A 13,789-nucleotide genomic window follows, 5' to 3' on the forward strand; every position below is an offset into this window, starting at 1 on the left:
CGCCCCCGACGGATCCGGCGCCGCCATGTGATGCGCGTCGGCGGACAACCCCCACCCGGCCGCCTCGCAGTAGATCCGCGCCCCACGCGCGCGTGCGTGTTCCTCGGCCTCCAGGACGAGCACCCCCGCACCCTCCCCGTTCACGAACCCGTCCCGGTCCTTCCCGAACGGCCGTGACGGAGACGAGCCGTCCGCCAACCCCCGCGTGGACAACGCCCGCATCGCCGCGAACGACGCCATGATCGCCGGCGTGACGACCGCCTCCGCCCCGCCCGCGAGGGCGACGTCGATCCGGCCGTACCGTATGCGGTCGATGGCCGCCCCGATCGCCTCGGTGCCGGAGGCGCACGCCGCGGTGACCGTGCGCGCCTCCCCGGTGATGTGCAGATCGAGGGAGACCTGGGACGCGGCCTGCGAGGGCACGGTCATGGGAGTGGTGAGCGGCGAGACCGCGCGCGGCCCCTTGTCGCGCAGCTTGCGGTCGCCGCCGACGAGGACGGACGCGTCCCCGAGGATCGCCCCGAGACTGACCCCGACCCGCTCCGGATCGAGCCCGCTCTCCCGTGTGCCGCCCGCCACGAACCCGGCGTCACCCCACGCCTCCCGCGCGGCGAGCACCGCGAACTGCGCGGCCCGGTTCATCCGCCGCGCCGCCGCCCGCGGCAGCAACTCCGCCGGATCGACGGGCACCGTCCCGGCCACCCGCACGGGCAGCTCCGCGAACTCCTCCCCGTCCAGCTCCCGTATCCCGTGCCGCCCGTCGAGCAGCCCCCGCCACAGCTCGTCGACCCCGACCCCGAGCGGCGTGATCGCCCCCAGCCCGGTGACCACCACCCGCCGCGGCCCACCCACGGCCGCCACCCGCTCCGGCCGCGGACGATGCCGTACGACGGTCTCCGCGTCCGCCCATCCCCGCACCTCGGCGTCGGTGGCGACGTCCTCCGTAGCCGCGTCGAGGTCGCGATGCCACACGCCCCAACGCCGTTCGTACGACACCTCGTCCGCCCCGGGATCGACCACCCGCAGCGAGGTCACCCGGTCACCCTCCCGGAACGCGGCACCGGCGAGGTCGTCGGAGACGAGCCGCGGCACCGCCCCGACGTCCAGCCGCCGGCCCCCGCTGGTGACCCGCCGGTCGCGGCCGAGCACCTCGTCGTGGTCGATCCCGCCGAGCGGCGGCCGCAGGGTGACCCGGATCGTCTCGGGGGTCTCGGGGAGGGTGTGGGTGACGACGTACCAGCAGGCGCGTTCGGCGTCGTCGGGGGTCAGGGCGATCAGATCACCCGGGATGACCTCGGCCGCGCTCACCGGGTGCGGAGCGAAGGGAACTTGCGATGAATCGGATGAATTGGACATATCTCTACGTACTCCACGGGGACGGAACGGGCTTATGCCCTACGGCAAACCATCCCGAAGTGAACGGGATCAAATCGGAAAAAGCCACGGTTGAAAACTGAACCTGTTGCACCCTCCAGGCTCCCAAGATCCGCCCGAATAAAGCGAGTTGTCCGAGTTGATCACCGCGCTTATGTGTGGAACATCACTTTCGCGTCCGTAGCTCCCGCCCTCACACTCACTTGTTCCCTGGATTTAACGCGAGGCCCTCTGGCAACTCCCTTTCTACGCGCGTAACTTGAGCCGACTCCCCACAGGCACCCGGTATCGGCAGCTAGACGAAGTACGAGGAGACCGCCAGCGTGTCCAGACCTGAAGGGCGCAGACCCCGCGCCCGCCGCACCGCCCAAGCGATCGTCGCGGTGGGCGCGACGGGAGCATTCGCCTTCACCACCCTGCCCGCCGCGTCCGCAACTCCCTCCGCCTCGGCGGTGATTGCCGAGGTGTACGGCGGCGGTGGCAACTCGGGAGCCACCCTGACCCGGGACTTCGTCGAACTCGGCAACGCCGGTTCCACGGCCTACGACCTGTCGGGTTACAGCGTCCAGTACCTGCCCGGTACGCCTTCCTCCGGCTCCACTTGGCAGGTCACCGCCCTCACCGGCGCGATCGCCCCCGGCGCCCGCTACCTGGTCGGCGAGGGCACCGGCAGCGGCGGCACCACCGCGCTGCCCACCACCGACGCCGGCGGCTCGATCGCCATGAGCGCCACCACCGGCACGATCGCCCTGGTCTCCGGCACCACCGCGCTCACCTGCAAGACCGCCGCGGACTGCGCGGCCGACACCCGCATCGTCGACCTGACGGGCTACGGCACCGCGGTCGTCCGCGAGGGCAGCGGCCCGGCCACCGGCGCCTCCAACACGGCCGCGGTCGCCCGCGCCGACTCGCTCGCCGACACCGACGACAACGCGGCGGACTTCACCGCGGGCACCCCGTCACCGGTCAACTCGGCGGGCCAGACGCCCGGTTCGGGCGACGGCGGCGGTGGCGACGGCGGCTCGCCGACCGACCCCGGCACGGTCCGCGTGCACGACATCCAGGGCACGACCCGCCTCTCGCCGTACGCCGGCCAGACGGTCACCCGCGTCCCGGGCCTCGTCACCGGCGTCCGCTCCAGCGGCTCGCTCGGCTACTGGATCCAGGACCCGACGCCCGACACCGACCCGCGCACCAGCGAGGCCGTCTTCGTCTACACCGGCTCCACCAAGCCCACGGTGGCGGTCGGCGACTCGGTCCTGGTCACCGGCAAGGTCAGCGAGTACTACCCGAGCAGCACCAGCCAGTCGAACACCGAGATCACCGGCCCGACCACCACGGTCCTCTCCAGCGGCAACGCCCTCCCGGACGCCGTGACGCTGGACGCCACCTCGGTCCCGGACGCCTACATCCCGACCGCGTCCGGCGGCAGCATCGAGTCCCTCGCGCTCCAACCGACCGTCTACGCCCAGGACTTCTTCGAGTCCCTGGAGGGCATGCGGGTCACGTTCGCGGACGCCCGCGTGGTCGGCGCTTCGGATGCCTACGGCGAGCTGTGGGTCACGGTCAAGCCCGACGAGAACGCCACCGCCCGCGGCGGCACCCTCTACTCCTCCTACGACCAGCCCAACACCGGCCGTATCGAGGTCATGTCGCTCGACACCACCTCAACCTTCCCCGCCGCCAACGTCGGTGACGAACTGTCAGGTGTGACCACCGGTCCCCTCGACTACTCCACCTACGGCGGCTACAACGTCCAGGCCACCCAGCTCGGCACTCTCGTCGACAACGGCCTGAAGCAGGAAGTGACCCGCCGTCAGAAGAAGGACGAGCTGGCGGTCGCCACGTACAACGTGGAGAACCTGGACGCGCTCGACACCCAGGAGAAGTTCGACCGGCTCGCTGAGGGCGTCGCGGTCAACCTCAACTCGCCCGACATCGTGGCACTTGAGGAGATCCAGGACGACAACGGCGCGACGAACGACGGCACGGTGACGGCCGAGGGCACCCTGAAGCGGTTCACGGACGCGGTCCGCGCGGCCGGCGGCCCGGTCTACAAGTGGCGTTACATCTCGCCGACCAACGACGCGGACGGTGGCGAGCCCGGCGGCAACATCCGTCAGGTCTTCCTCTTCAACCCCAAGCGGGTCTCCTTCACCGACCACAAGGGCGGCGACGCGACCACCGCGACGAGCGTGGTGAGGACCCGCCACGGCGTCGAACTCACCTACTCCCCGGGCCGGATCGACCCGACCAACGCGGCCTGGGAGGACAGCCGCAAGCCGCTGGTCGGCGAGTTCACCTTCCAGGGCGAGCAGGTCTTCGTCGTCGCCAACCACTTCATCTCCAAGGGCGGCGACCAGCCGATCCACGGCCGCTACCAGCCCCCGGCCCGCAGCTCCGAGACCCAGCGCGCGGCCCAGGCGGCGGAGGTCAACACCTTCGTCAAGTCCCTGCTCGCGGCGGACAAGAACGCCAAGGCGATCGTGCTGGGCGACCTGAACGACTACGAGTTCTCCCAGACGGTGACCACGCTGACGGCCGACAAGGTCCTCAAGCCGCTGATCACCACCCTCCCCGCCGCCGAGCGCTACACCTACGTCTACGACGGCAACTCCCAGACCCTGGACCACATCCTGACCAGCCCCGCGGTGACGTCCTTCAACTACGACGTCGTGCACATCAACGCGGAGTTCGCGGACCAGGCGAGCGACCACGACCCGCAGATCGTCCGGATCGACGTGTCGAAGTGCGGTAGGCACTAACGCTGTTGCAGGCCGGGCAGGGCACCCCCTTATGGGGCGTGCCCTGCCGGTCCCGGCCAGCTACAACGCGCCCGCACTCGCAAGACACACAAGCCCCTCAGACGCCAAGGCGCACACCCCGGTCCACCACACTCCGCCCCGTCACCATGACCAGCCCGACCCCCACGGCCAACCCCAGCGCAGGCAGCACCGGAAACCGCCCGCCGTAGGCGAACCCATGCCCCGCGAACCAAATCAGCGCACTCACACTCGCCGCCATCCCGCCCCACAACGCCCAAGGCCGACGCGGGAGATCACCGGGCCGCGTCCGCTCGTAGACCACGGAGAGCGCCCGCTCCAACGGCCGCAGCGCCCCTACGACCCCCACCAACACGCCCCCGAGCACAACCAGCCACGGCACCCGCAGCACCCACCAACTCCCGGACCCATACGCCGGTTCGGGAGCGAGCCCGGTGAGATAGAAGGCCGCGGCGACGATCAGCACCGGCAGCATGTGCCACAGGTAGAGCGTCATACTGGCACCGCCCAACGGCCTTACCAGCCGCCAGAGTTGAGGGCGCTCCAGCAGCTCTCGCAGCGCGGGCGCGAGCAGCAGCGCCAGCCCGACCTGCCCAACTGACCACGCCAGCATGGCCGCTGACGGGGGATTGGTGTTGCTGGGACTCTGCCCGGTGACGAGAATCAGGCTCACCGGGAAGGGCCCGAGCCAGACCAGCGCGGCGAAGGCGAGCGCACCGCCCGCAGCCATGAACGCGGGCAGGGCGGACCGCTCGGTGAGGAGCATGTCCCGCCAGCAGAAGCCCAGTTGATAGGCGACGCCCCATACGAGCACGTAGTTCAGCAGTCCTACGACGGGTGCGTGCACGGTGACCACCAACAGGTCGGCGACGAGCGCGACCGTGCCCATCACCACCGGCACCCGCAGCCCCCAGCGCCGATGTGCCGTATGCAGCAACGGAGTTGCCGCGCTCAGCAGCAGATACACCGGCAGGAACCAGAACTGCATGGCCATGGCCCACCCGACGAGCGCGAGGATGCCGGGGTCCACCCCGACCGCCGAGCAGATCGCCACGGCGGTCAGCACCAGCCCGCTGTACACCCCGGCCGGCAGCAGCAGCCGTAGCGCACGCTGCCCCACCCATCCGGTGGCGGTACGGCCTTCGGCCCGGGCACGGGCCCAGGAGCCGCCCGCCGCGTGGCCGCCGGCCAGGAAGAACAGCGGCATGATCTGGAAACCCAGGGTGAGCCACTGCGTCCAGGGCACGGTCGCGAGCAACTCCGGTGCGCTGATGGCCCCGTCGGGCGCGCGCACCAACCCGGTGATCAGCCAGTGCCCGAACACCACCAGCACGATCGCCCACGCCCGCAGAAAGTCGACGTAGCGATCCCGGCCCCCGCTCAAGTCCCCCATGGGACGCCATGGTGCCGTGGACACAGGGCAGTTGGGGCGGACGTGCGCTCTCCCGCAACCAATCCGTGCCCGTCACGACACCCGCGCCCGGCGCCCGTTTCTCTTGACCCGCCCTTGCCTTGACTCGCTCCTGTCAACGCTGCTTCCCTGAGCCCACACATCGAATTGGTCTGCACCAATATCGATCAGGGATTGAATCGATTCACCCCCCACTCCTCCCTGGAGGTCGCGCATGCGTACCCGATCGAGATCCCGTTCCCTGCCCGGCTCGTTGTTGCGTTCCCTGCCCCGCTCCCCGCTCCGATCCCTCTTCTCCGCCGCCCTGTTGACCGGTGCTCTCGCGGCGGGCGGACTCACCTCGGCGGCACCCGCGTCGGCGGCCTCCGCCCCGAACGCCTGGCCCGCCCATGTCTTCGCGCCGTACTTCGACGCGGGCTCGGGAAACGTTTCCCTCACGGACGTAGCCAACAACTACGGCACCAAGTTCTTCACCGCCGCGTTCGTCGACGGCCCCGGCTGCCAGTGGCAGGTGCCGGTCCGGTCCGCCCTCCAGTCGCAGATCGACGGCATCCGCGGCCTGGGCGGCGACGTCTCCGTGTCCTTCGGCGGCTACACCTCCGACACCGCGCTCACCGAGATCGGCGACTCCTGTTCCAGCCCCGAGGCGGCGGCCGCGCAGATCGAGAGCGTCATCACCACCTTCAACCTCTCGCACGTCGACTTCGACATCGAGTCGGCGTCCCTCACCAACTCCACCGGCATCGACCGCCGCGACAAGGCCCTTGCCCAGGTGCGCAGTTGGGCCGCCAGTAACGGCCGCGCACTGTCGATCTCCGTCACCCTCCCCGCCCTCCCCAGCGGCCTGTCCGGCGACGGCGTCAACGTGTTGAACAACGCCCGTTCCAACGGCTTCACCCCGGACGTCGTCAACCTCATGACCATGAACTACGGCTCCTCGGGCACCGACATGGGCAACGCGGCCAACACGGCCGTGGACGCGGCGGCGGGCCAGGTCGCGAGCGCGTTCGGTATCTCCACGTCCGCCGCGTACGCCAAGCTCGGCAACATCCCGATGATCGGCCAGAACGACAGCGCGGGCGAGGTCTTCACCCTCGGCAACGCCCGCAGCGTGGAGGCCTTCGACGCCTCGCGGGGGATCGCGCTCACGTCGTACTGGTCGCAGAACCGCGACAACGGCGGCTGCGCGGGCTCGACTTCGGCGCAGAGCACGTGCAGCGGGGTCAGCCAGAACTCGGGTGACTTCGCGCGCATCTTCCAGGCGTTCACCTCCGGCAGCAGCGGTGGCGGTGGCGGCACGGGCTCAACTGTGCAGTCCCTGCCGGGGACTTGGGCCCAGTGCGCGAGCGAGAACGGCACGTGCGCGGTCAGCGGGACGACGGCCGTGGCGTACGGCGCGAGCGGCAGGTTCAACTACGCGACGGAGACCGGCTCCACGCCCTGCACCAACGCGGTCTTCGGCGACCCGATTTCCGGCACGGCCAAGTCCTGCTACGGCCAGGCCGCCCCACCCGCGACCAACGTCTGGACGTCCTGCGCGTCCGAGGGCGGCACCTGCGCCTTCTCGGGGGTGATGACGGTGGCGTACGGCGCCGGCGGCTCGTTCACCTACGCGACCCTGCCCGGCGGTGCGGCGTGCTCCAACGCGGTCTTCGGCGACCCGGCCGCCGGCACCGCCAAGTCCTGCTACCTGATCGGCGCACCGCCGTCCTTCGCCATGTGGACCAACTGCGCGGCGGAGGAGGGCACTTGCACCTTCTCCGGCACCCACGAGGTGGCGTACGGCGCGGCCGGACGGTACGTGTACCGGTCCGTGTCCGGGTCCACCGGGTGCGGCAACGGGGTCTTCGGAGACCCAATCTCCGGCACCGCGAAGTCCTGCTACGTGCAGTAGTCGGTGAGGCGGCTCGGCTCTTCGCGGCCGACGGGTTGAACGTTTCAATCCGCCGGCCGTCGAGTTCCCCCGGTTCCGCCAAGCCCAACAGCACTCATCTCACGAGTCTCACGAGTCTCACGAGTCTCACGAGACTCACGAGACTCATGTGTCTCACGTGTCTCACGAGGAAGGCCGGACGATGTTCAGATCGAGGAAGACCGGCACGACCGTACGCCCGCCGCGCACGAGGCAAGTGATCTGGCTGGCGGCCCTGACTCCGATCGTGGCCCTGCTCTACGGCGTCACGACCACCCAGCCCGCGACCGCGGCCGCCCCCGGAGCCCCTTCCGGCTGGTCCACCGTCTTCACCGACGACTTCAACGGCTCGGCGGGATCGGCCCCTTCGTCGGCCGACTGGAAGTTCGACACCGGCCCGGGTTCGAGCTTCGGCACCGGTGAGATCGAGACGATGACCGACTCGACCGCCAACACCCACCTCGACGGCAACGGCAACCTGAACATCACCGCGCTGGGCTCCGGCAGTTCATGGACCTCGGGGCGGATCCAGACCCCGACCGCGAACGTGGGCGCACCGGCCGGCGGCCAGCTGGAGGTCACCGCTTCCATCCAACAGCCAGGCCCCGCAAGCGGGTTGGGCTACTGGCCCGCGTTCTGGATGCTGGGCCCCGGCCAGTGGCCGGAGAACGGCGAGATCGACATCATGGAGGACGTCAACGCCCTCTCCGACGTGGCCGGCACGATCCACTGCGGCACCTCCCCGGGCGGCCCCTGCAACGAGGGCACGGGAATCAGCAGCGGCCTGCGCGCCTGTCCGGGTTGCCAGAGCGGCTTCCACACGTACTCGATGATCCTCGACCGCACCGACACCGCAGCGGAGACGATCACCTTCTACCTGGACGGCAGCGCCTACTACACGGTCACCGAGGCCCAGGTGGGCACCGCCACCTGGCAGGCGGCCTTCGACCACAACCAGTCGATCATCCTAGACTTGGCGATGGGCGGGGCGTTCCCCGACGCGGCCTGCGGCTGCATCACGCCCACGTCCTCGACGACATCGGGCGGCACACTGAGCGTCGACTACGTGGCCGCGTACACCACGACGGGAAGCGCCACGGGCTCCACCAGCCAAGCCCTGCCCGGCACTTGGACTCCATGCGCGGCCGAGAACGGAACCTGCGCACTCAACGGCACGTCGGCCGTGGCCTTCGGAGCGAACGGCCGCTTCAACTACACGACGGCAACCGGCTCAACTCCCTGCACCACGGGAGTCTTCGGCGACCCGTCCTCCGGGGTGGTGAAGTCCTGCTACGCGGAGACGGCACCCCCGGCGACGAACGTCTGGTCCCCGTGCGCGTCCGAGAACACGACCTGCTCCTTCTCCGGCGTGATGACGGTCGCGTACGGCGCGGCGGGTTCGTACCGCTACGCGACCCTGCCGGCCGGCACCTCCTGCACCAACACGGTCTTCGGTGACCCGATCCCGGGCACCGCGAAGTCCTGCTACCTCGTCGGCGCACCCCCGACCTTCACGACCTGGACGAACTGCGCGGCGGAGAACGCCATTTGCTCCTTCTCCGGCACCCACGAGGTGGCGTACGGGGCGAACGGCCAGTACTTCTACGGCTCGCTCAGCGGCGGCACGCCTTGCACGAACGGGGTGTTCGGCGACCCGGCATCAGGAACGCCGAAGAACTGTTACTACCAGTAACAATATGCAGGTGGGAGGCCTGCCGTTACTCACTTTCGGGTGACGCTCCCAACGGGCCTGGGGTGGCGCACCCTGGCGATTACGGAACCCGGTCCAGTGCCCGCAAGGCCCGTCCGCTCACCAGGGCGTCAACCTGGTGCATCACGCGCATAAATGGACGGTACAGGTGACAGTCAGGGAAATACGACTGACTCGTAACACGATCCACGTATCGCTCATATCCCGTCGGCACGGTGGAGAAGGTGTGGGTGTGCGGCCAACAGGCCGCCACCCGCACACCGCACAGCCCGGGGTACGGCCGTAGCCGTATCCAGGGAGGTGCCCGCACCATGCTGGGGGAACCCGTGACCTCTTCACCTTCCGTGTCCGTCCGCCGTCTGGCCGCAGCCGCTCTCGCGGCCGGTGCTCTCGTCGGCGCGGCGGCACTGCCGGCGACCGCGGCCGACCGCGCGCCCCGGACGAGCGTGGAGATCAGCCGCGTGCAGGCCGACTCGCCGGGACAGGACGACCGCTCTGCCCGTTCGCTGAACAACGAGTGGGTGGAGATCACCAACCACAACCGCCGCAGCGTCAACCTCGACGGCTGGAAGCTCTCGAACAAGGACGGCAAGACCTACGTCTTCCGCCACTACCGCCTCGACGGCCACGCCACCGTCCGCATCCACACCGGAAAGGGCCGCGACACCGCCAAGGACGTCTACCAGGACCGCCGCGACTACGTCTGGGACAACCGCTCCGACACCGCGACCCTCCGCAACGACCACCGCCGCCTCGTCGACGACAAGTCGTGGGGCGGCCGTAACGGCGGCGGCCACGGGGGCGGCGGCCACAACGGCGGCGGTCACGGGGGCGGCGACCAGGGTGGCGGCCACAACGGGGGCGGTCACGGCGGTGGCGGTCACAACGGAGGTGGCGGTCACAACGGCGGTGGCAACGACGGCGGCGGTCACGGGGGCGGCGGCCACCACTGAACGACCCGACCCGCACCACTCCGTCATGACACCCTCGCGGTGACGTGACATCCGCGGCGCGCTTCCCCGGCCAGGGGTGGCGCGCCGCTGGCGTGCCCGCCCCTGTCGAGGCACGTCCGGCAGGTCTGGGTAGCCTCGTTCTGCCGACCACACGGCAGGGACGGGGGCGTTCACACGATGGCGAAGAAGCCGGTACGTGCGGCACTGGGAGACATCTGGCTCAAGTGCCAGGTCTGCCAAGGAGATCTGTTCCGCGACCGGGGCGTCCTGCTCAACAGCACCGGCATGGAATTCATGAAACTGGCCTGGGCCGACGAGAACGCCACCGGCCTGATCTGCTGGCGATGCGGCTACGTCCACCTGTTCGTGAACAAGGACATCAAGTTGTACCGGGCGGACAAGTAGGGCCACTCGCGGAACCAAGTGGGTTGGCCGGCAGGCGTGTTGGGTCGCTGGCTGGGGCTGGGGCTGGGGCTGGGGTGGACAGGCGAGCACCACGAGTCCCCGAGTAACTCACCGCGCCCCACCCCTGCGCGGCGCGTCTCCATCGTCCCGCCAACTGGCCCGACGGCGTTGGATCGCTGAGGGGCTCGGACTCGACACTTACACCGCGCCGGACCCGCTCTTCGGTTTGGGCATGTCCACATCCTTACGCATAGCCCCCTGGCACTGTCAGCTTGTTGCTGTGGTGTAGGCGCCGGACAAAGTACTGGTTGAGGGGCGGCCGAGAAGAAGGTGCCGTGCTTCGGGGAAATCCCGCGCGCTCTCGTCTGCAAGTCCTTCATGCTGACGGGCATGCACCCTCGTGACAAAGAGATATGGCTGGCGATCGACCAGGGCCTCCGAGCGATCGACTGGGAGGCGTGGTTCGGTTGCCCTGAGGGCGCTAACTATCTCTCCCCCGCAGGTCACGAGGTGACCACACGCGCTGTGGCTGGCCTCACTGCGTTCTTCCAGAGTCGCTGGCTGCCCAAGGCGGTGACCCCCTTGCCCGCCTCAGGCAAGGCCAGCGACACCTTCGTCGGTCTGGGTCGAGCAGCGCCGGTACTCCAGATCATGAACGGAGCCGAGCCGGGAGCATGGGTGGAGGCGGTCAGGTGGTGGGCCGCGTATGCCTACCTGGAGGAAGCCGAGGTGCCCGGCCTTACCTCGGTCAGACGGGATGCCCGCCGCGACGTCACCCTGTCCCGGTTCCTACACACCCAGACGCAGGCCCGGCTTGCGCTCATCGGGGCGGCCCGCGGACTCCCGGTCGAGTTGGAGCCGACGAAGGCCAGCGGCGGCCCCGGAGACGTCCGTATAGGCCCGGTCTTCATCGAGGTCGTCACCTTCGCTGAGGACCAGAAGCTCCAGGACTACGAGAGGTTCCGCCAAAGCTGCGGGATGCACCTCCGCACCCTGGAAAGGGACCTCGACATCTACTGGGAAGGCGACTTCCCCGAACTCCTTAACGGTGACGACTTCCAGACGTGGAAGAAGCGGACCGAGGAAGCCGCCCAACATTGCGCGGCTTCGGAGGCTGCGGTCGACGTCCTCAGCAGCGCAGGGAGGCGCCTGACCGTCAACCCCGGAAGAGCTCCTCAGGGCACCACGCTGACCGGGGAGACCGTAGAGAGCGACCAGGGCAAGCGGCTCCTGGGCAAGGTGCGGGGCAAATGCGCCAAGACGCAGGGAGCGGGCACCGCGTGGATCTGGGTGGAGGACCACAGCGGCCTCTTCCACTTCCCGATGCCCTTCGCTGACTTCTCGCTCGCCGCCAAGACCGACGCGCTCGCAGACCTGCTGGGGCCACTCCTGGGGGAGTACGTCCACGTCGCCGGGATCATCGTCTCGAACGCGGCCCGCCGACGCCAGCCGCTTCCCCTGGACGAAGACGCGCTTCGCCCAGCCGCGCAGGGGTTCCGGCGGGGCCTGCCCCTCGACAGGGTTCGCGAGACGATCGTGATCCCGCGGAGGATCATTCTGCCTGAACAGACGAACCTGATCGCCAGAATGTGCGATGCCGAAGCTGCGTCACTCGACTGGGCTTTGGGGAGGCTCGGTGTTTCCGGGGGTGTGACGTCGCTGCTGACTGACTCCTCGACACCGCGCCGAGTTTCCCCACTATGGACGCCGTGAGCAGGCCTCGGCGGCATAAGACCTGGGATTCGGCAACTCATCAGAGTTCTCGATGACTCCGATCCCCACCTTGTATTTACGGGACAGTCTTGGGGACCCTAGGGGTGCTTTCCGTAGACCTCATAGTTCGGCGAATTGTTCGCTCCATCGGTGCAACCTTCCATCCAGATGGCCCGGTCGCTGACGTCGTCGGGCATCTGATCGCCGCACTCTTCATGGATTGTGGCTTGCGGTGGTTCTTCAGATCCGGTGCACGACATGAGGTACTCCGCGGTGTCCGTGATGCTCCCATCGGTGCACTCAGGACCCTTGGGCGGCGGCTGGTAGGCCTGGGCTACCTGGGCGCCAGCGTCAAAGGCGTCCCAGTAGGTGTCCTCCCGCGAGGCTGAACAGCCTGTTGCGGTGAGGACACTGATCGAAGCCAGCACAACCCCGATGAAAAGGCGCTTCACGCCGTCTCCTTGAAGAAGGGGATCTTGATGCGTCACGTGCGTCGGAACCGTGTCGTGTGTATCGCAGATGGTGCGCGAACAGTGAGAGAGAACGAGAAAGAGCGGGAGTCAGTGAGACTGACTCCCGCTCTCTCATCTAGGCATCCGCTCAGCTCAGCGCGTGATTCTTGCTGGCTGTGTGGCGAGTGCCCCCGGCAGGATTCGAACCTGCGCACACGGCTCCGGAGGCCGTTGCTCTATCCCCTGAGCTACGGGGGCGTGTCGGTCGCGGTGTTTGCGGCGACGGGTAGAACCCTACCAGCTACCTACGGGTGTTCATGAACAGGTTTCCCGGTGGTCAGGGAGGGGTGTTGGGGCGCTCGCAGGGGGTGGAAGTGGGGAAAACCCGGACGCGGTGGCCGGTCCGGACCTACTCTCGAGTTGTGCCAGGCGCGTCGGGTCGGGTGCTTGTTGTGGACGACAACAAGGTCATCCGGCAGTTGATCAGGGTCAATCTCGAGCTGGAGGGTCTCGAGGTCGTGACCGCGGCCGATGGTGCCGAGTGTCTGGACGTCATCCATCAGGTGCGGCCCGATGTCGTGACCCTCGATGTGGTCATGCCTCGGCTGGACGGACTGCGCACTGCCGCTCGGCTGCGCAGCGACCCCCGGACCCGTGACCTCCCCCTCGCCATCGTCAGCGCCTGTACCCAGTACGAGGTCGACAGCGGGCTCGACGTCGGCGTCGACGCGTTCCTCGCCAAGCCCTTCGAACCTGCCGAACTCATCACTCTCGTACGGCAGTTGATCGAGCGCGGGCGGCGTGACCCACGTGGCCCGGCGGACGGCCTCTCCATCAGCGATGCCCTCGGCGCCAGTGCCAGCGCCCGTGCCAGCACCGGTGAGGGTGAGCGCGCTGGGCGTAGCGGCGGCTGAGGCCCCCACGCACGACAGGGTCCTCGCCCGCATGCGACAGGGTCCTCGTCTCCTATACACGCGCCCCTGATTCACGCTCCCTCGCCATGGGACGGCCCGCTCCCCGTACCAACCCCCCGCGTCCACATCCCGGACCTCCGCCCAAACCGGCTGGCCTACCC

General features: G+C 68.9%; 10 protein-coding genes and 1 tRNA gene. 7 read left to right on the forward strand and 4 right to left on the reverse strand.

All coding sequences use genetic code 11. The features are described 5' to 3' along the window. The coding region (locus JHN63_RS36665; RefSeq protein ID WP_200689069.1) for a beta-ketoacyl synthase at positions 1-1,356 on the reverse strand (1,356 nt) is incomplete at its 3' end. 401 nt (positions 1,357-1,757) lie between these two features. Between JHN63_RS36665 and JHN63_RS36670 the strand changes: the two genes are divergently transcribed. Beyond that, the gene (locus tag JHN63_RS36670) at positions 1,758-4,139 is read left to right on the forward strand and encodes an endonuclease/exonuclease/phosphatase family protein (RefSeq protein ID WP_200689091.1); all 2,382 of its coding nucleotides are present in this window, start codon (positions 1,758-1,760) and stop codon (positions 4,137-4,139) included. 97 nt (positions 4,140-4,236) lie between these two features. Here the strand turns inward: JHN63_RS36670 and JHN63_RS36675 are convergent, their stop codons facing one another. Then, positions 4,237-5,550, reverse strand: coding sequence for an acyltransferase (locus JHN63_RS36675; RefSeq protein WP_200689071.1), 1,314 nt, complete (start codon positions 5,548-5,550; stop codon positions 4,237-4,239). 232 nt (positions 5,551-5,782) lie between these two features. On the opposite strand from JHN63_RS36675, the gene JHN63_RS36680 reads away from it, so the two are divergent. The 5 genes from JHN63_RS36680 to JHN63_RS36700 all read left to right on the forward strand — a co-directional run bounded on the left by JHN63_RS36680 (position 5,783) and on the right by JHN63_RS36700 (position 12,262). Beyond that, positions 5,783-7,462 carry a chitinase gene (locus tag JHN63_RS36680; protein ID WP_234478244.1) on the forward strand — a complete coding sequence of 560 codons (1,680 nt, stop codon included), beginning with the start codon at positions 5,783-5,785 and terminating at the stop codon, positions 7,460-7,462. A 181-nt stretch (positions 7,463-7,643) separates the two neighbouring features. Beyond that, positions 7,644-9,173: a glycoside hydrolase family 16 protein gene (locus JHN63_RS36685; RefSeq protein WP_200689072.1), complete on the forward strand. Its 1,530-nt coding sequence runs from the start codon at positions 7,644-7,646 to the stop codon at positions 9,171-9,173. Positions 9,174-9,406: 233 nt separating this feature from the next. Further along, positions 9,407-10,144, forward strand: coding sequence for a lamin tail domain-containing protein (locus tag JHN63_RS36690; protein ID WP_374222976.1), 738 nt, complete (start codon positions 9,407-9,409; stop codon positions 10,142-10,144). A gap of 177 nt (positions 10,145-10,321) precedes the next feature. Continuing rightward, positions 10,322-10,549, forward strand: coding sequence for a hypothetical protein (locus JHN63_RS36695; RefSeq protein WP_200689074.1), 228 nt, complete (start codon positions 10,322-10,324; stop codon positions 10,547-10,549). Positions 10,550-10,939: 390 nt separating this feature from the next. After that, complete coding sequence (locus JHN63_RS36700; RefSeq protein WP_200689076.1) at positions 10,940-12,262, forward strand: hypothetical protein; 1,323 nt, start codon at positions 10,940-10,942, stop codon at positions 12,260-12,262. A 98-nt stretch (positions 12,263-12,360) separates the two neighbouring features. Here JHN63_RS36700 and JHN63_RS36705 read toward each other — a convergent pair whose 3' ends face one another. Both JHN63_RS36705 and JHN63_RS36710 read right to left on the reverse strand, forming a co-directional pair. Then, positions 12,361-12,714: a hypothetical protein gene (locus JHN63_RS36705; RefSeq protein WP_200689078.1), complete on the reverse strand. Its 354-nt coding sequence runs from the start codon at positions 12,712-12,714 to the stop codon at positions 12,361-12,363. A 186-nt stretch (positions 12,715-12,900) separates the two neighbouring features. Further along, positions 12,901-12,972 (reverse strand) — tRNA-Arg (locus tag JHN63_RS36710). A gap of 185 nt (positions 12,973-13,157) precedes the next feature. On the opposite strand from JHN63_RS36710, the gene JHN63_RS36715 reads away from it, so the two are divergent. Next, a complete protein-coding gene (locus JHN63_RS36715; RefSeq protein WP_374222977.1) occupies positions 13,158-13,628 on the forward strand; it encodes a response regulator in 471 nt (156 codons plus the stop codon). Positions 13,629-13,789: the final 161 nt, after the last annotated feature.

It is taken from the genome of Streptomyces sp. MBT65, from assembly GCF_016612545.1.
GTDB lineage: Bacteria > Actinomycetota > Actinomycetes > Streptomycetales > Streptomycetaceae > Streptomyces.

What these genes read in the sequence shown, in the direction of transcription:
- JHN63_RS36675 (WP_200689071.1), bottom strand. Translation starts at nt 5,550, where the DNA reads ATGGGGGACTTGAGCGGGGGCCGGGATCGCTACGTCGACTTTCTGCGG.
- JHN63_RS36680 (WP_234478244.1), top strand. Translation starts at nt 5,783, where the DNA reads ATGCGTACCCGATCGAGATCCCGTTCCCTGCCCGGCTCGTTGTTGCGT.
- JHN63_RS36685 (WP_200689072.1), top strand. Translation starts at nt 7,644, where the DNA reads ATGTTCAGATCGAGGAAGACCGGCACGACCGTACGCCCGCCGCGCACG.
- JHN63_RS36695 (WP_200689074.1), top strand. Translation starts at nt 10,322, where the DNA reads ATGGCGAAGAAGCCGGTACGTGCGGCACTGGGAGACATCTGGCTCAAG.
- JHN63_RS36700 (WP_200689076.1), top strand. Translation starts at nt 10,940, where the DNA reads ATGCACCCTCGTGACAAAGAGATATGGCTGGCGATCGACCAGGGCCTC.